The 18,977-nt window shown below is 46.0% G+C and carries 12 protein-coding genes; 7 read left to right on the top strand and 5 right to left on the bottom strand.

The window, feature by feature from the left end:
- Positions 1 to 3 precede the first annotated feature (3 nt).
- Positions 4 to 3,156, top strand: coding sequence for a multidrug efflux RND transporter permease subunit VmeZ (vmeZ, locus tag V1U08_RS14220; protein WP_330470853.1), 3,153 nt, complete (start codon positions 4 to 6; stop codon positions 3,154 to 3,156).
- Between the two features lie 91 nt (positions 3,157 to 3,247).
- On the opposite strand, the gene V1U08_RS14225 is transcribed toward vmeZ, so the two are convergent.
- Complete coding sequence (locus tag V1U08_RS14225) at positions 3,248 to 5,017, bottom strand: methyl-accepting chemotaxis protein (protein ID WP_330470854.1); 1,770 nt, start codon at positions 5,015 to 5,017, stop codon at positions 3,248 to 3,250.
- Positions 5,018 to 5,102: 85 nt separating this feature from the next.
- Complete coding sequence (arfB, locus tag V1U08_RS14230; protein WP_065300825.1) at positions 5,103 to 5,516, bottom strand: alternative ribosome rescue aminoacyl-tRNA hydrolase ArfB; 414 nt, start codon at positions 5,514 to 5,516, stop codon at positions 5,103 to 5,105.
- A gap of 76 nt (positions 5,517 to 5,592) precedes the next feature.
- Here arfB and V1U08_RS14235 point away from each other — a divergent pair, with 76 nt between their 5' ends.
- The gene (locus V1U08_RS14235; RefSeq protein ID WP_243977783.1) at positions 5,593 to 6,195 is read left to right on the top strand and encodes a beta-phosphoglucomutase family hydrolase; all 603 of its coding nucleotides are present in this window, start codon (positions 5,593 to 5,595) and stop codon (positions 6,193 to 6,195) included.
- Between the two features lie 106 nt (positions 6,196 to 6,301).
- Here the strand turns inward: V1U08_RS14235 and V1U08_RS14240 are convergent, their stop codons facing one another.
- On the bottom strand, positions 6,302 to 7,285 hold the full coding sequence (locus V1U08_RS14240; protein ID WP_014233806.1) for an OmpA family protein: 984 nt from the start codon (positions 7,283 to 7,285) through the stop codon (positions 6,302 to 6,304).
- A gap of 460 nt (positions 7,286 to 7,745) precedes the next feature.
- Here V1U08_RS14240 and aroG point away from each other — a divergent pair, with 460 nt between their 5' ends.
- Positions 7,746 to 8,798, top strand: coding sequence for a 3-deoxy-7-phosphoheptulonate synthase AroG (aroG, locus tag V1U08_RS14245; RefSeq protein WP_014233807.1), 1,053 nt, complete (start codon positions 7,746 to 7,748; stop codon positions 8,796 to 8,798).
- A gap of 322 nt (positions 8,799 to 9,120) precedes the next feature.
- The gene (locus tag V1U08_RS14250) at positions 9,121 to 10,689 is read left to right on the top strand and encodes a methyl-accepting chemotaxis protein (protein ID WP_330470855.1); all 1,569 of its coding nucleotides are present in this window, start codon (positions 9,121 to 9,123) and stop codon (positions 10,687 to 10,689) included.
- Between the two features lie 87 nt (positions 10,690 to 10,776).
- Here the strand turns inward: V1U08_RS14250 and tkt are convergent, their stop codons facing one another.
- Together tkt and tal are read right to left on the bottom strand one after the other, a co-directional pair.
- Complete coding sequence (gene tkt, locus V1U08_RS14255; RefSeq protein ID WP_330470856.1) at positions 10,777 to 12,768, bottom strand: transketolase; 1,992 nt, start codon at positions 12,766 to 12,768, stop codon at positions 10,777 to 10,779.
- An 82-nt stretch (positions 12,769 to 12,850) separates the two neighbouring features.
- A complete protein-coding gene (tal, locus tag V1U08_RS14260; protein ID WP_014233810.1) occupies positions 12,851 to 13,801 on the bottom strand; it encodes a transaldolase in 951 nt (316 codons plus the stop codon).
- A 465-nt stretch (positions 13,802 to 14,266) separates the two neighbouring features.
- On the opposite strand from tal, the gene V1U08_RS14265 reads away from it, so the two are divergent.
- From V1U08_RS14265 to V1U08_RS14275, 3 genes are all read left to right on the top strand, one after another.
- The gene (locus V1U08_RS14265) at positions 14,267 to 15,268 is read left to right on the top strand and encodes a sugar-binding transcriptional regulator (RefSeq protein WP_014233811.1); all 1,002 of its coding nucleotides are present in this window, start codon (positions 14,267 to 14,269) and stop codon (positions 15,266 to 15,268) included.
- Positions 15,269 to 15,983: 715 nt separating this feature from the next.
- Entirely contained in the window at positions 15,984 to 16,913 is a 930-nt protein-coding gene (locus V1U08_RS14270; protein WP_329354937.1) for a TAXI family TRAP transporter solute-binding subunit, read from the top strand.
- A 108-nt stretch (positions 16,914 to 17,021) separates the two neighbouring features.
- Positions 17,022 to 18,917 carry a TRAP transporter permease gene (locus tag V1U08_RS14275; protein WP_330470857.1) on the top strand — a complete coding sequence of 632 codons (1,896 nt, stop codon included), beginning with the start codon at positions 17,022 to 17,024 and terminating at the stop codon, positions 18,915 to 18,917.
- Positions 18,918 to 18,977: the final 60 nt, after the last annotated feature.

Raw genomic sequence — 18,977 nt, forward strand, 5'->3', positions numbered from 1 at the left:
AGAATGCTAAGTCGTTTCTTTATACAAAGACCTAAGTTCGCTCTGGTCATTTCCATCATTTTGACCTTGGCGGGGGCTATCTCATTAGCCATCCTGCCAGTTGCAGAATACCCACAAATCAGTCCACCTTCAGTTAGTGTGTCGGCGTATTACACCGGAGCAAGTGCTGAAGTTGTCGAACAAGCGATTGCCGACCCGATAGAAACCTCGGTGAACGGTGTAGAAGACATGATTTATATGTCTTCGAAAAGTGCCAACGATGGCTCTTACAGTTTGAACGTCACTTTCGATGTCGGAACCGATCCCGACATGGCGCAAGTTAACGTTCAGAACCGAGTGTCGCAGATTGAGTCCAAATTACCACAAGAAGTACGCATGGTAGGCGTGACGGTTAAAAAGCGTTCGCCTGATCTTCTGATGGTACTGAACTTCTATTCTCCAGACGGCAAGTATGACGACCAGTTCTTGATCAACTACATTAACTTGAATGTAAAAGATCAGCTTGCCCGCGCTAAAGGGATCAGTGAAGTTAACGTGATTGGCGGCGGTGAATACGCGATGCGAGTCTGGTTGGACCCTGAAAAAATGGCCAATCTCAAGCTGACAACATCAGATGTGTATGCTGCGTTGGCCGAGCAAAACGTTCAGGTCGCTGCAGGTCGAGTAGGCGCTGCGCCATATAATAACCCGCAAGAAGTACAGTTTAACCTAGTGACAAAAGGCCGTTTGGAGAGTGTTAGCGAGTTTGAAAATGTCGTACTTCGCGCCAATTCCGATGGTTCAACCGTTTACTTAAAAGATGTCGCACGCGTAGAACTGGGTAAAAAGTTCTACGACGGTAATGGTCAGTTCCGTGGTCAAGACGCGTCTATCGTTGCGTTGTCCCTTCAGTCAGATGCCAATGCGCTGGAAAGTGGCCAAGCGGTAATGGAACTACTTGAGCGTTTGAGTAAAGACTTCCCAGAGGGCATGGCGTACGAAACCAGTTATGACACAACGGTGTTTGTTTCTGAGTCAATTAAAGGGGTCGTCAAAACACTGATAGAAGCGATTTTATTGGTTATCGCGGTTACTTATCTGTTCTTAGGCAGTGCGCGTGCCACGTTGATTCCGGTGGTCGCGATTCCTGTGTCGCTGATCGGTACGTTTGCCATCATGCAAGTAACAGGCTTTACCATTAATACTGTTACTCTGTTTGGTTTGATTCTTGCGATTGGTATCGTGGTGGATGACGCTATCTTGGTTATCGAAAACGTGGATACAACCATGGCGAAGGATCCAACCATTTCACCGCGTAAAGCCACTCTGCTTGCGATGAAAGAGGTAACTGGGCCAATCATTACCTCAACCTTAGTGCTTCTTGCCGTGTTCCTTCCGGTGGCAATGCTTCCGGGCATTACTGGCATCATGTATCGTCAGTTCGCGCTAACTATCTGTATCTCGGTAGTGATTTCATCAATTAATGCGTTAACGCTTTCACCTGCGTTATGTTCATTGGTGCTAAAGCAAGGTGGTGGCAATACGGCAAACTGGTTCCAGGCCTTTAACCGTGGTCTAGAGCGTGTGACCAAAGGCTATGGTCAGGTTGCAGGCTTCCTGGTGAAGAAATCACTGTTGCTCGTGACTTTCTTTATTGTTGCAGTTGCGGCGGTATCTTTCTTTGCCAAGACAACCTCCACTGCATTTGTTCCTCAGGAAGATAAAGGGATCTTGCTGGTGAATGTTCAACTACCAGATTCTGCGTCATTGTCTCGTACTGAAGAGGTAACGCGTGAGCTAATGCAAATGGTAGAGCAGGAACCTGGTGTTGATGGGGTGACTGTCGCAAACGGTTATTCATTCATGACGGGAGCTGCCGCTTCAAATGGCGCTTCGATGTTCATTAAATTGCACGACTGGGAGATGCGAAACGCCTTAGATGGTGACCACTCTGCAAATAGCATTGCTAACCGTATCAACGGTCTTGCTGCGATGAAATTACCACAGGCAGTAGTGTTTGCGATGGGGCCTCCTGCGGTTCCGGGTATGGGAGCTGCGTCGGGCTTTGAATTTGTGTTGGAAGATACCTTGGGACGCAGCCGTACCGACTTGTCCATGGTGATGGGTGAGATGATTCAGGCGGCAAACCAAGCGCCGGAAATTGCTTATACCTTCAGTACATTCCGTGCCAACGTGCCGCATTACTACGTTGATATTGATCGTGAAAAGGCGCAGCAACTCGGTATTTCATTGTTCTCAATCTTCCAGACACTGCAAGGCAACTTAGGCAGTTTGTATGTGAATGACTTCACCATGTTTGGTAAGAACTTCCGAGTGACCATGCAAGCGGACAGCCAGCATCGTAGTAGTATGCAGGACTTAGAACGTTTCCACGTGCGTACGGCTGGTGGAGATATGGTTCCGCTAAGCACACTGGTTAGTTATGAGCAGGTGTTTGAGCCAGATGTTGCATGGCGCTACAACATGTACCGCAGCGCGATTATTCAAGGCCAACCAGCACCGGGTTATTCGAGTGGTGACGCGATCGCAGCCATGGAGCGTGTCGCGGCAGAGGTTCTGCCTCAAGGTTACACCTATGAGTGGACGGGCATGGCTTATCAGGAAGTGCTTGCTGGCAATCAGGCTATCTATGCTTTTGCATTGGCACTGATCTTCATTTACCTGTTCATGGTGGCACAGTATGAGAGCTGGAGTATCCCGCTGGCTATTATTCTCGTCGTGCCAGTTGCGACACTCGGTTCTTTCCTCGCACTGAACTTAACTGGAACGCCGTTGAACTTGTATGCGCAGATTGGTCTGGTGCTGCTGATAGCCTTAGCCGCGAAGAACGCGATCTTGATTGTGGAGTTCGCTAAGCAAGAGCGCGAAGAAAAAGATGCGGACATCGACAGTGCGGCGGTGAAGGGGGGTACATTGCGCTTCAGAGCGGTAAACATGACGTCGTGGTCATTTATCTTGGGTATTTTCCCATTGATTTTTGCTGCTGGTGCCGGGCATGTGAGTCAGAACTCTTTGGGCATTTCCCTGATTGGTGGCCTGTTATGTGTGCTTCTTGCAGGTACATTCCTGATCCCGGGTTTCTATGCTCTGGTTCAGAAACAGCGTGAGAAGGTGCATGGCGGCAATACTAAAATGGTCCCTCTTGATGATGAGTAGTGATGATCAAATGTTGGTCATCGTCCTTTAAATGAAAAAGCCCGAAGTGTTGTGCACTTCGGGCTTTTTTATTTGGAACTATCTTAGCGGATTAGGCGACGCGAGTTTTAAACTCTGCAACGGCATCATCCATATCATGCGCTTGAGCCGAGACGGAATCTACTTCCAGCAAACACTCTTTTGCTGATTGCATATTATTTTCTGAGATCACATTCAGCTCATTGATTGAGTCGCTAACCTGATTCATCACAATACCTTGCTCCTCAATAGCAGAAGCAATACGCTCTGAGTTCCCCTGAATCGTATGCATGTCAGTGATAATTTGTTGGAGGCTAGCGTCCAGCTGCTCAGAAGCACTCAGCGTTTGTTGCCCTTGATCGTTACACTGGTCGATATCGGACACGACGGCCGACATTTGCACCTGAATATCGGTGACCACTCGCGTTATTTCTTCAGTAGATTGATGTGTACGACTGGCCAGTGCTCGAACTTCATCAGCAACCACGGCGAAACCGCGACCTTGCTCACCAGCACGCGCAGCTTCGATAGCTGCATTAAGCGCGAGCAGGTTAGTTTGTTCTGCGATTTCCTGAATGATATTTACCGCGCCGCCAATCTTATCGACATGCTGATTTAAAGAGCTGATAGATTGCTGGCTGTTAGATAAAATGCCACTCAGCTGGCCAATATTCGTCACAGTGGCTTCGACGACTGTACGTCCTTGCTCTGCATTGTTGGCGGCTTGATGAACGCCTTCTACAGCAACAGACGTACTTTCCGATATTTCACCGATGGTCGCGACCATCTGTTGAACTGCTGTCGCCATAGAGGTGGTGTGATCGGTTTGAGTGTGAAATTGCCCCATGACGCCTTCAAGTTCACGGTGCATATTGTCGGTGCTTGCGGTCAGTTGCATCGACTTCTCTTGCGTGTTCTGAATTAAACGCTCAAGTTTTTCCAGCAGATCATTAAGGTGATGGCTGATATCAAACAATTCATCTTTACCCGCTAGATCGGAGCGTATTGATATATCGTTGCTCTCGCTGATGGTCTTTATTGTTGTTAATAGGCTACTTACGCGAACGTTAATTGATCGAGATATTTGCCAGATAAGCACAAATAGAACGATCAGTACCAGAGCCGTAATGACTTGCTTAATGGTGCTCATACTCTCTTCGCGCTGAGTGGCTGCAGAATCAATCATCGACGAGAAAGTATCGAACTGCGTTTCTACCGCATGAGAGAGTGCTCGAGTCTCACCAAGTAATCCTTTGTTGTAAGCGACCCCAATGATTTGTTTCTGATTGGCAAGGTGCTTTGCAACCTTCAGCAGTTCCGGTGCATCAATACCACCTAGCGAGTTAGGTTCGAATTGACCTGCCTTTACCGCGTTATCAAAATGAATAAGTGCCAGAATCTGCTGGTGGTCGGCAAGTTTTTTCGCATCGAGCAATAGCGGTTCATATCGCCCTAAAAGTCCATTTTCACTGTTAAGACCATATTGTTGAGAAGCGGATGCCAGAGTCTGAAATCCTCTTTGGTAAGCCAGCAAGTCTGTTTTTAACTGGTGACTTGATGGGAGGTCATAATGCGTTAGTATTTCAGCAAGTTCCTCTTCAAGTTGGATAAATAGGTCAACATTGTCGTTAAATTTTTCTAAGTATTTTAAATCGCTACGAAGAAGAAAGTCTTTCTCATTACGTCGCAAATTTAATAAGCGAATTTCCAAATCACCCACATGCTTAATGGCGTGGTTAAGTTCATTACTCTGGTTGGCGAAATGAGATGAGGTACCCAAAAGGGTCACAATGCCTAAAATGGCGATAGCTCCTAGGAAGTAGAGTTTTTGCCGAATAGTCATATTGTTTTTTCCTGAAAAATTGCTCGGGCGTATTGAGCTGCCGGTGAGATGAAGATGAAATTTTTACTTTGTTATCTGCTTTTGCTTAATACTGTACTTTCTTACGTTGCTGCTTTTTAGTGCCCTGCTTGTTTTTACTGTCAAGGCGACGACGTTGTGAAGCGCGGGTCGGTTTAGTGTTAATGCGCTTCTTCTTTTGTATAGCAGCAGATTCAATCAGTTCTTGCAGCCGATTCAGAGCGTCTTCTTTATTTTGTTCCTGCGTGCGAAACTGTTGTGCCTTAATAATAATCACGCCATCTTTTGTGATACGGTTGTCTGAAAGCGCGAGTAATCGCTCTTTGTAAAACTCCGGTAAAGTTGAGTGACGTATGTCAAAGCGCAAATGAATTGCAGTCGCTACTTTATTAACGTTCTGCCCACCATTTCCTTGAGCTCTTATTGGGGATAACTGGATTTCCCATTCCTGAAGTGTGACGGAGTTCGAAATTTTGAGCATGATAAGAGAATGCCGATAGGGACGATTGAAAGAGCTGATAAATTAACATTACAGATGTAAGAATAGAAGAAAAGACATGAGCACGATTGATTTCAGGCCATATCAGGGGTTCATCTTCGATATGGATGGTACCTTGCTTGATACCATGCCGGCCCATCTTGCTGCTTGGCAAGCAACCGCCGACCGGTTCGATTTCCCATTTTGTCAGGATTGGTTCCACAGTTTAGGCGGCATGCCGAGCTTTAAGATTGTCATCGAATTAAATAACAAACATGGGTTATCACTTGACCCTAAGCAAGTTTCTAAGTTTAAGATGGAAACCTTCGCGGCGATGGAATTGCACGGTGAGATTATCCCTTGTACTAACGTCGTGTTAGAAGAGTATCGCGGTTTTAAAAAAATCGCAGTAGGGACGGGGAGCCAACGCGACAGTGCGATGCGTTTACTCAGTCATGCGGGTCTGTTAGACAAGCTGGATACAGTCGTTACTGCTACAGATGTTGAAAATCATAAGCCGTTTCCAGACACATTTCTTATGGCGGCAGAACAACTCGGTTTAGATGCGTCAGGTTGCCTAGTTTTTGAAGATACGGAGTTGGGTAAGCGAGCTGCACATGCGGCAGGGATGGATTGTGTCATGGTCGACGGTGATGAGCTGGTATTCTTCGCTAAACCGTAAATAAATGAGAAGTTTAACCGTTAGCCATTTGTATATTGTGTGATTGCCATTAAAAAGGGGTGCGTTTGCACCCCTTTTGTCAGTCAATATACTGATATCACTGAGCTTATGGTTGAACCATTTCGATTACTTCGTACTCGAATTCTGGAACCACAACTTCAACACGACGGTTTAGAGCGCGACCTTCTTTAGTGCTGTTGTCAGCTACTGGGTTTTCTTCACCCATGCCAGACACAGTCAGACGGCCTGCATCAATACCTGCTGCTGTTAGGTAATCAGCAACCGCTTGAGCACGACGCTCAGACAGTTTTTGGTTGTACGCTGCTGGACCTGAGCTATCAGTGTAACCTGTAATCTCTACGTTAGCTTGAGGGTATTCGTTCAAGTGTTCAACGAAGTTGTCAAGACGTCCAGTAGCTTCAGGTGTAAGTTTTGCGCTATCAAACTCAAACGTACCTGAACCGTACTCTTCTTTGTGAGTTTTCATAACTGCAACTGGTTCTGGCTCTGGCTCTGGCTCAACTACGGCCGCGACTACAGGAGCAGCTGCGAATGTGTAGTTAACACCAACAGAGAAGAAGTTTGCGTCCATATCGTCCCATACGTCATCAGACATATCTTGGTAACGTTGGTACTCTGCGCGTAGGCTTAGGTTTCGGTTTAGAGCGTATTCAGCACCTAGCGAGCCTGTTGGAACGAAATCTTTTTCGTCACCAGACATCATGTAAGCACCACCGATCTTCGCAAACAAGTTAAAATCGTCTGAAAGAGGTAGGTTTAACTTAGGTGCAAGAGTCATTGCCCACAGGTCGCCATCGATAGTATCAGCGCCTGCAGCTGTCTTGAAGTTAGCTTCGTAGTTACCTAGGAAGTCTACACCGTATTCAAGATCAAAATATTCATTAAAGCCATAGCCAACGTGCATTCCGGCCGCGAATGCTTCATCATCACAAGGGCTGTTTAGATAGCAAGCATCATCGAGTGTACTCATGCCCACTTTGCCCCCGATATACATTTCAGCTTGCGCAGTGTTCAAAAGAGCGCTACCACCAGCTACCACCGCTGCTACTGCAATTGCTACTTTGTTCATAATGTTTCCTTGTATTGATTGCATATTAATTTATACGTCGTGTTATCAAAATTAAAGAAAAAACCAGTTATTATAGGAAATTAGTTTATTAGTTAATTCATTTCATATCAAGCAACAAAATATAAGAACTAGCTATACTTTTCTGTATTCAATACCTCACAAACTTCTGATATTTCTTACATTGTAGTAAAGATTTTCAAAGGTATAAGAAAATATATGATAATTTTGAACTTTTTTCCGTAAATAAAAATTTACACTGTGTTTGTTATTTAACACTGGTAGATTGTTTGCATTTATTTGCAAAAAGTGATTGAAAGTCTACGGCTAAGCCGATAAGTTACTTGCATCGAAAGTCAAAAATGAACCACAGCCCTTGTTGCTGCTTGCTTTATGAACAATATTGCAATGCTCTTAGTAAGCAAAAAGCTGGGTCATTAACAACAACCAGGATGTAGAAGTAATGTTTCAAACTGATGATGTAAGAATAAATAGAGTAAAAGAACTGTTGCCACCTGTTGCAGTTTTAGAGAAATTTCCAACCACTGAAACCGCTGCTTCAACTACTTTTGATTGTCGTAATGCTATTCATAACATCTTGGAAGGAAAAGACGACAGACTGCTTGTTATCGTGGGCCCATGTTCGATCCATGATCCGCAAGCTGCTGTTGAATACGGTAAAAAGCTGAAAGTACTTCGCGACGAGCTAGGTGAGCAGTTAGAAGTTGTGATGCGAGTCTACTTTGAAAAGCCACGTACGACCGTAGGTTGGAAAGGACTTATTAACGACCCGTACCTAAATGACACATACAAACTGAACGATGGTTTGCGTATCGGACGTAAACTGCTTCTTGACCTCACTGATATGGGATTACCAACAGCCAGTGAGTTCCTTGACATGATCACGCCTCAATACGTTGCTGATCTTATTAGCTGGGGCGCGATAGGTGCACGTACGACAGAATCACAGGTACACCGCGAATTAGCTTCAGGTTTGTCCTGTCCGGTTGGCTTTAAAAACGGTACTGACGGAAACATCAAGATTGCGACTGACGCAATTCGTTCGGCGAGTGCGTCTCACCACTTCTTATCGGTAACCAAATACGGCCACTCTGCGATTGTTGAAACCGCAGGTAACCCAGATTGTCACATTATTCTGCGCGGTGGTAAGGAACCAAACTACAGCGCGGCTCATGTTACCCAAATTAAAGATGAGCTAGATGCAGCAGGTCTGCCTAAGAAAGTGATGATCGACTTCAGCCACGCTAACAGCTCTAAGCAGTTCAAGCGTCAGATGCTGGTATCGGATGATGTATCAGAGCAGATTGCTGGTGGAGAAGATGCTATTTTTGGTGTGATGATTGAATCGCATCTGGTAGAAGGTCGCCAAGATCTTGTTGATGGTAAGGCTGCAACTTATGGTCAGTCTATCACTGATGCATGTATCGGCTGGGAAGATACTGAAGTTGTGTTACGTCAGCTTTCAGATGCAGTGAAAGCGCGTCGTAATAAGTAACACTTCTTAACCATATATACTTATAAAGAGCCAGAGGTCGATGCCTCTGGCTCTTTTTATTTTTTGCTGACAGACATACCGATCTGAATCCACATGCAGTTTGGTTATTCCCGCGTAAAAACTGCTTAGCGCCTGTGTTTTCTTAAAGGCTTGGCCAGTCCTTTGAGTGCATGCAATTGCGTAAATTTCTCTGTGTTTACTCTTAAGAAAAGTGAGGACTTGCCGTTAAAGAGTTACCCGTAGAGGGTCGTGAATCAAATACTTCGTAATAGCTCAACAAATTATTACCGAATGATAACTAAAAATGTGAGAAGCATTGTCTATGTCAGTCAATTCAAATAACAAAACTCAGGAGACTCTGGTCGGAGAGTTTGAGGAACTGGTATCAACTACGAATTTGAAAGGTGTTATCACTTACTGTAACGACGCATTTTGTCGTGTTGCAGAATATACAAATGAAGAGTTGATCGGCCAAAATCATAACATCGTGCGTCATAACGATATGCCAAAAGGGGCGTTTGGTGACATGTGGGCTCGTCTTAAGCAAGGTAAGGCGTGGCGTGGCATGGTCAAAAACAGTACTAAATCTGGTGGATATTATTGGGTTGATGCTTATGTCACGCCAATATATGAACATAATCAGGTCGTAGGCTACCAGTCTGTGCGTGTTAAGCCAAAACGTGAATGGGTTGATATTGCTGCTAAAGCTTATAAGAGTATGAAAGCGGCAGAGAAATCTGGTCGAACTTGGTCTTTAAAGATCACTGAATCGTTACGCTACGCTATTTTGCTTGGTGCTCTGAGCGCCCCAGCCGCTGCTTACGCTCTGTCTGCTGAAGGCCCTTTAGCTTGGATCGCCAGTCTCTTGCCAGCTGGTGTGTTAGCCCTGCTATTTCGTCAAGAATTGATTGATACTCCTCAACAACTTAAAAAATTACAAAAGCAGTACGACAGTGTTAGTAGGCTCATATACTCGGGTGATAGCGCGTTCTCTATAGCGGATTTCCATATCAAAATGCTGTCAGCTCGTATTCGAACAGTGCTGGGGCGTATGACAGACTCCGCTTTACCGTTACAAGAGTGCGCCGAAGATCTCAGCCAGACAACGGCTGAAGTGCATGATGCGCTCAATCAGCAAAATATCGATATCCATAGAGTCCGAGATGCCATGCAAGAAGTTGAAATCTCTGCAAACTCTGCTTCATCCACAACCAATGATGCACATCTATTAATTGATGACACGCTAAAGTCGTGTTTGATGGCAAAAGAGACCATCATTCAGACCCACAGTAATTTGACCCAGCTGAGTTTACAAGCTGAGCAAGCCACTGAAACGACGTATAAATTAAGTGATCAGGCACAAAAAGTGAGTCACTTGATGGAAGAAATTGGTGGCATCGCTGATCAAACCAATTTGCTGGCATTAAATGCGGCAATTGAAGCAGCAAGAGCGGGTGAGCAAGGTCGTGGATTTGCCGTAGTAGCGGATGAAGTAAGAGCACTTTCTGGCCGTACTTCTAATGCAACCGAGCAAATACAGGCGTCCATCTCTACCATGTTGTCGACCATACATAGTTGGCAACAAGACATTTTGGCGAATAAAGAGCAGACGGATACGTGTTCTGAAGTTGCAAAACAAAGTACGGTACGTCTATCGGAAGTCGAACAGATGATGCAGACCATGAGCGGCTTAATGGTTGATGTGGCTCAGACCGCGGATAATCAGTTAAAACTGGCCAGTGACGTGAACTTGCATATCCAGTCTATCGCCTCGACGGCGGAGCAAAACCTGGCGGCGACTCATTCTGTGGAGAAAAACAGCCTGCAGCTAAAAGAGCAGGTCAAAGATTTCTATCAACTGGCGCTTCGATTTGAAGATAAGCCGTCGTAAGAATTCTCTTTTATTCAGACAATAAAAAGCCCCGCTGTATTAGCGGGGCTCTGTTTTTATAGCAATTGCTTGAAAGCTAATCTTTGATTAAGCAAGCAATTCTTTCGCTGTGTTTACTACGTTTTCTGTAGTGAAACCGAACATCTTGAACAGTTCGCCTGCTGGTGCAGATTCACCGAAGGTAGTCATACCGATGATCTTGCCGCCGAAGCCTACATACTTGTACCAGAAGTCTGCGATGCCCGCTTCGATAGCGATACGCGCTGTCACGTCTGATGGCAGTACTGCTTCACGGTAAGCGGCGTCTTGTTTGTCGAATGCATCTGTTGATGGCATTGAAACAACACGTACTTGCTTGCCTTCTGCAGTTAGTTGCGCTGCTGCTTCAACCGCTAGCTCAACTTCTGAACCTGTTGCGATAAGGATAAGCTCTGGCTTGCCTTCGCAATCTTTCAGGATGTAAGCACCTTTCGCGATGTCTGCAACTTGCTCTGCAGTACGCTCTTGTTGTGCTAGGTTCTGACGAGAGAAGATAAGTGCTGTTGGTGCATCTTTACGCTCGATAGCCAGTTTCCAAGCCACTGCTGATTCAACCTGGTCACATGGACGCCATGTGCTCATGTTTGGAGTCAGACGTAGAGAAGCCATTTGCTCAACAGGTTGGTGAGTTGGGCCATCTTCGCCAAGGCCGATAGAATCGTGCGTGTAAACCTGGATGTTCTGAACTTTCATCAGAGCAGCCATGCGCATTGCGTTACGCGCGTATTCCATGAACATTAGGAACGTTGCACCGTAAGGAACGAAACCACCGTGTAGCGCGATACCGTTCATGATCGCTGTCATGCCAAACTCACGCACACCGTAGTGGATGTAGTTACCTGAGAAGTCATTCGCTTCAAGAGACTTAGAGCCAGACCACATAGTCAGGTTAGAAGGTGCAAGGTCAGCAGAGCCGCCCATGAATTCTGGAAGCATTTGACCAAACGCTTCTAGCGCATTTTGAGATGCTTTACGAGACGCAATGTTTGCTGGGTTTGATTGAAGATCAGCAATGATTTGGTTCGCTTTCTCTTCCCACTCTGCAGGCAGTTCACCGTTTACGCGGCGTTTAAATTCAGCTGCCAGCTCAGGGTATGCTGCTTCATAAGCTGCAAATTTCTCGTCCCACGCTGCTTCCTTAGCTGCGCCTGTTTCTTTCGCTGACCATTCTGCGTAGATTTCCTGCGGAATTTCAAAAGGACCGTACTCCCAACCTAGTTCTTTACGTGTTGCTGCGATTTCTTCTGCACCTAGAGGCGCGCCGTGACAGTCGTGTGAGCCTGACTTGTTAGGAGAACCGAAACCGATGATAGTTTTAGTACAGATTAGTGTCGGACGAGGGTCTGCTTTAGCTGCGATAATTGCTGCGTTGATTGCTTCAGGATCGTGACCGTCTACCGCTGGGATTACGTGCCAGCCGTACGCTTCAAAACGCTTAGGTGTATCGTCAGAGAACCAGCCTTCAACGTGACCATCGATAGAGATGCCGTTGTCATCCCAGAATGCGATCAGTTTGCCAAGACCTAGAGTGCCCGCCAAAGAACATGCTTCGTGCGAGATACCTTCCATCAGACAGCCGTCACCCATGAATGCATAAGTGAAGTGGTCAACGATGTCGTGGCCTTCTTTGTTGAACTGTGCAGCAAGTGCTTTTTCAGCCATTGCCATACCAACTGCGTTAGTGATGCCTTGGCCTAGAGGACCTGTTGTTGTCTCGATACCTGGCGCGTAGCCGTACTCTGGGTGACCTGGAGTCTTAGAGTGAAGCTGACGGAAGTTTTTCAGATCGTCGATAGATAGCTCGTAACCGCTCAAGTGCAGTAGAGAGTAGATCAGCATTGAGCCGTGGCCGTTTGAAAGAACGAAACGGTCGCGGTCTGCCCATTCAGGGTTAGATGGGTTGTGGTTTAGGTGAGAGCGCCAAAGAACTTCAGCGATGTCAGCCATACCCATAGGTGCACCTGGGTGGCCAGAGTTAGCTTGTTGAACACCATCCATGCTTAGTGCGCGGATTGCATTGGCAAGATGTTTACGATCCATAATAGTTACCGAATAAATTTAATTCTAGGAAAGGAAAATTAAGAGGGGAACGCAAACGTTCCCCTTTTGTGATTCTGTGTAATTACAGCTTAGCTGCGATCATGTCTTCAAGTTTACCTTGGTCAATCGCGAAGTTACGGATACCTTCCGCAAGCTTCTCTACTGCCATTGGGTCTTGGTTGTGATCCCATAGGAACTCTGAATGAGTCATTGGCGCTGGGCGCTCTTGAGTGCCTTTAGAGTCAACTAGCTTCTCAACCACTTCGCCTTCAGCCGCTTCTAATTCAGCAAGTAGAGCTGGAGCGATAGTTAGACGGTCACAGCCTGCTAGTTCTAGGATTTCACCGATGTTACGGAAGCTTGCGCCCATTACTACTGTGTTGTAGCCGTACTCTTTGTAGTAGTTGTAGATCTTAGATACAGATAGTACGCCTGGATCTTCTGAAGCTTCGAAGTCACGACCTTCCTTCGCTTTGTACCAGTCCATGATACGACCAACGAATGGAGAGATTAGGAATACACCAGCTTCAGCACATGCACGAGCCTGAGCGAATGAGAATAGAAGCGTCAGGTTACAGTTGATGCCTTCTTTCTCTAGGATTTCAGCAGCGCGGATACCTTCCCAAGTAGAAGCCAGTTTGATAAGGATGCGGTCGTTAGCGATGCCAGCATCGTTGTACATTTTAACTAGCTGACGTGCTTTTGCTACGCTGCCTTCCATATCGTAAGAAAGACGTGCGTCAACTTCTGTAGAGATACGGCCAGGGATAGTTTTCAGGATTTCTTTACCGATGTTTACAGCAAGCATGTCACAAGTGTCTTGAACTTGTTGAGCTTTGTCGTCGCTCTGTGATTTTGCATACTCGATTGAAGCATCGATTAGAGGAGCGTACTCAGCAATTTGAGCGGCTTTCAGAATCAGAGAAGGGTTAGTTGTTGCGTCTTCTGGCTGGTATTTTTTGATTGCATCGATTTCACCAGTGTCAGCGACTACAGTCGTCAGTTTACGAAGTTGCTCTAATTTGTTGCTCATTCCGATCATCCTATTTCATTGGGCTCATACTTTGCTGTCAGTATGAAAAGTGCATTTGCAAGCGCGTTAGCCAGCGGAAGTAGAAATCTGTTCTGCTCACTAACTTTTAACTTTTCAGCGTTTGAACATTTGTTGTGAACATTTGCTCTAACTCTGAGTAAATGATGCCTCCATAATTATCTGATCTGTGCGAAAAGTCAATTGTTGATCTGGGGGGAAAGTGACATTCATCAATTATTTTTTCCCGCCTTGGCCCACTATTATCTAGATAAACGTTTGCCCATATAGCACATGGCTTATAAGGGCATTAGCGAAGCCCTATTTTAATCTGAGAATTTGTTTTTGTGATGAGCAAATGTTGAAGTGAAGGGCAGGTGTGACATATGCTACGCTCGTGAGCGCTTGTAATGGCGTTGAGTATTTGCTCGAGTGAAGGGCACAGATAAAATACAAATCAGGTTGAATATGAGTAAATCTATTAACGATGTATCTGATGAAAGTACCGATCTTCTGACTGAGATTTCGGTTGCTTACTACCAAGATGGGGCAACACAAGAAGAGATCTCGAAAAAGTTTGCTGTTTCCCGCGCGAAAGTGGGACGTATGCTAAAGCAAGCAAGAGATGAAGGCATCGTGGAGATCACAGTTAAATATCACCCGGTATTTAGCGCTAAGATTGAGCAAAGGCTGATCGAACGTTTTGGCGTGAAGCGCGCCTTGGTGGCTTTAGATCAGCCAAGCGAAGAGCAGCAAAGGTTACAAGTCGCTGGGCTGGTATCTAAATACATGGCGAGCACGCTACAAAATGGTACTGTAGTGACGGTGGGTCAGGGGCGCAATGTGTCTGCAGTCGCGCATCACGTAGGCGTTATCCCTCAAAGAGACGTTAAGTTTGTTTGTGGTATCGGCGGTATTCATCCACGTGGAGGCATGTTTAACGCTGACCATATTTGCCGTCAGTTCGCCAAAAGCTACGGCGGCACATCAGAAACGCTATATGCACCAGCCTATGCAGAAAACCGGGAGCAGAAACTTGCTTTCATGCAAAACGCGACGGTTAAGCAGACTCTGGACCTCGCACGTAAAGCCGATGTGGCTCTGGTTGGAATCGGCGACATGAGTGAAAACAGCTACATGGTCGATCTTGGTTGGTTTACCGCAGAAGAAGTCGTGCAGTCGCGAATGATGCAAGGTGTCGTTGGAGATTTCGCGGGGTACGATTTTTTTGATATTAATGGCGTATCCGCAAAGACGGTGATGAGCGACCGTATTATCGGTCTTGGCATTGATGAATTTCGCTCCGTTTCTGAAGTGATTGCCATTGCTGCCGAGAACAGTAAACCTTTGGCATTACTCGGAGCTTTAAGAACGGGCGCGATTGACGTTATTGCCACTAGCGTGAGTAATGCATTAACGGTACTCAACCTAGATGAGCAAATGAACGGCAAAACAGTATCGGATATTTAGTACGAATAATGTGCAATTAATGCAATACGGTTGCGAGTGTTTAGAAATCACTCGCAGCCTGATTTCCTTCCTAAGTTTAAAGCATTAGTTTAGAGCATTCCTCGCGGCTCATTGGAACCCGATGAGCTCGGAGGAAGTCATGAATAAGACACTTTTCTATTCGCTGGTGATGATTTTATATTCACTTGTGCTATTTAAATAAACCGGTATTTACGGTTTGTTCTGGTGATCCGCTAAAATAATGATTTAACGATAATCTATTGATTTTAAATATGACTTGTTCAATTTTATCATCCTGGTTATCGTCTTTCTGATCACATAATTCTTGTTGCAGTGTGCATTTTTAATGATTGCAAATTGAAGCAAAGTATATAAATATTAGCCCGCACTCGCAGTTCTCCATGGTTGGAAGAAGAACAATTTTCATTGTTTTGTTGCGAACTCAGTCAGGTTAGTCGTCGTGTTCTCCCACGCATTCTGACTGCGATAAAGTACAGGGAAAGTTTCAATCCGTTTCTGAGTGGCACACAAATAGCGCACAAAGCTCTCATTTCATCTCATTCTCGTTTGCTATTTCTCCCTGAGCACACCATAACTTTATGAAGTATATCCAAATGACTTCAAGAAACAGGGTCAGAGCGTTGCTGTTTCTGCGACTCAAAGATCTCAAGGTTATTTGGCTATAACAATCAATCTAAAAGAACAAGGAGCATTTATGTACCAAGCACTAAGGAATGGGCTAGTGGCACTTGCTGTCGTATTTTCAGCATCAACGATGGCGGAAAATTACACTATTGGTACCGGTAGTCAAAGTGGTACTTATTACCCGCTAGGTGGCATGTTGGCTAAGATTTGGAGCGAGAACTTACCGGATTTTAATATGCGTGCAGAAGTGACTGCGGCCTCTGTTGAAAACACCATTAAAGTCTCTACCAATAAACAGCTTGCTGGTATTGCTCAAGGCAACGTAGTGCTGCAAGCGTATGAAGGCACGAAACCGTTCCCTCGTAAGATGGACGTTGCGGTGTTGTTTGCACTTTATCCAAATGCTGTGCAGTTCATTGTTCCTGCAAACTCAGACATTAAATCGGTTGCCGATCTAAAAGGTAAACGCGTTTCTCTTGGTGCGCCGGGCTCAGGTACTCGCGTTAGTGCAATCAATATCCTAAACACACTGGGTGTGACAGAAGACGACATCAAAGCCCAGTCTCTGAACTACACTGCGACCACTAGTGCTATCGCGAACAACCAGATTGATGCTGGTGTGATCGTTGGTAGTGTCGGTGTTGGTGCAATAACTGAACTGGCTCTTACTCGTGACATTCGTGTACTCAGTTTCAGCGATGAAGAGCTGAAGAAAATTGCCGCAGATCACCCTTCTTATCTAGAGCTTGACGTGCCTGCTGATGCCTACAACAAAGTGCCTGCATTTAAGGTGCCAGCGGTTTGGAACGTTTTGGTTGTGAATAAAAACATGAGCGAAGATATGGCTTATGAACTGACAAAAACGACGTTTGAGCACATCGATGAGATCCGTCAGGTATTGGGCGTAACTAAGTTCACCACCATCGAAAATATGACCAAACTGGATGGTGTTCCTCTACACCCAGGTTCTGAGAAGTACTTTCAGGAACAAACTAAGTAATTCGTATTAAAGAAGTAAAATCAATCCACTGCGGCACTTGTCAGTTTTCAATTTGAACGCATGTTCAAGCGCTTAAGTGGATTGAGATAAAGTTACATGGAGTAAGTGATGAGTAAGATTCATCCGAGTAACCAGAAACTTACCGACGTGATACTTTCGATAGCCGCCGTTGCGGCTATCGCTTTATCTGTCTTTCAAGTTTGGCAGGGGATTGTAGCCAGCCTATCGGCACCCGTATTTCGCCCAGTTCACGTCAGTTGGGTCTTAGCGATTGCTTTCTTGGTTTACCCGACCTTCAAGTCCCGACATTCTGTACCTGTTTACCTGACAGGAAGAGTGATTGATTTTGTTCTCGTTGCCCTAACTTGCTGGGCTTCGACCACTATTGCCATGTTTGACTACGATGACATCAGTTTCCTGCTTGATGGTTTAGGCTCGGTGGAACAAGCGGCGGGCGTTGTTTTAATCGTAATGCTGCTTGAGGCGACAAGGCGTACTGTCGGGCTGGTGATGGTAGTGATAGCAGCACTGTTTTTAGCCTATGCGATGTTTGGTGATGTATTACCCGATAACGTCGCGAGCAAAGGGTTCTCTGTAGAAGAGATTGTTCGCTTCCACATCTATTCGACCAATGGCGTTTATGGTGCGCCGCTAGCGATTGCCGCTGGTGTAGTGTTCATGTTCGTTTTATTTGGCGCGTTTTTGCAGGTGACTGGTGCTGGCCAGTTTTTTATCGATATGGCATTTGCATTGGCAGGTAAATATCGAGGTGGTCCGGCGAAAGCGAGTGTGGTTGCTTCTGCGGCTCTCGGCTCCATTTCTGGGTCAGCAATCGCAAACACCGTAACCACGGGTGCGTTAACCATACCGATGATGAAAAAGCTCGGTTATAAGCCAGAGCAAGCAGCGGGCATCGAAGCGGCTGCATCGACTGGTGGGCAGATCATGCCACCGGTAATGGGGGCGGGGGCGTTTGTCATGGCGCAGTTTACCGGTATCCCATACAGCGATATTTTATTGGTCTCTATCGCTCCGGCTATTTTGTACTTTGCCTGTACCTTGCTTTATGTACACCTGATGGCCTGTAAGCTAGGTCTTCAGGGGATGACGGTAACAGAGCAGATTTCTAAAGTGTTGAAAGATGGCTGGCACTATTTACTGCCACTTGTTCTGATCACCGCACTGCTAATGATGAGTTACTCTCCCGTGCTAGTCGGTGTTTTCGGGTGTGTGGCAATCCTGTTAGCGGCGATGACGCGTAAGCATAGTCGAATCAGTCTCAAACTGTTTATTGAAGGCTTGAGAGAAGGTGCGTTTCTGGCTATTCCTATTTCTGTCGCCTGTGCAACCGCTGGTATCGTGGTGGGTGTCGTTGGTCAGACAGGGATTGGTCTGCAGTTTACGCAGTTCCTGATCGCAATGTCGGGCGGCCACTTATGGTCGGTATTAGCCTTGATTGCGGTAGCTGCCGTGGTTCTCGGAATGGGGTTACCCGTAACGGCGGCCTACATCGTTCTGTCAATTATGGCGGTTCCTGCCCTGATGGACTTTGGCCTAGGGGTACTAACTGCGCACATGATCGTCTTCTGGTTATCGCAAACTTCAAACGTGACGCCACCAATTGCGCTAGCTGCATTTGCGGGAGCGGGGATTGCGAATGCATCACCAATGCGTTCTGCGGTGCAGGCATTTAAACTTGCTCAGGGCTTTTTCCTCATTCCGGCAATGATGGCCTTTTCTGGCCTGATCTGGATTGAAGGTGAACCGATGCACTTTGTGATTGGTGTGATTTCGACAATCAGCCTGTTTGTCGCCTTTGCGGGTGGTATCGAAGGGCGTCTGTTCTCGCCATTACAATACTGGCAACGTGGTGTTTTACTGGCGATGGCTTTAGGTGTGCTGTTTATGTCAGACATTTACCGATTGGTAGCGCTCGCTGTGATCGTCATGATCTGTATGATCAACTATCGTCAGCCGGAAAACCCTGCTTCTCAGGCATCATGATGAGAAAGTAGTGATATTACTTGTATCTAAAAGAAGAAAAACCGCCGTCATTTGAGGGCG

It is taken from the genome of Vibrio sp. YYF0003 (assembly GCF_036350715.1).
GTDB classification, from domain to species: Bacteria; Pseudomonadota; Gammaproteobacteria; order Enterobacterales; family Vibrionaceae; genus Vibrio; species Vibrio natriegens.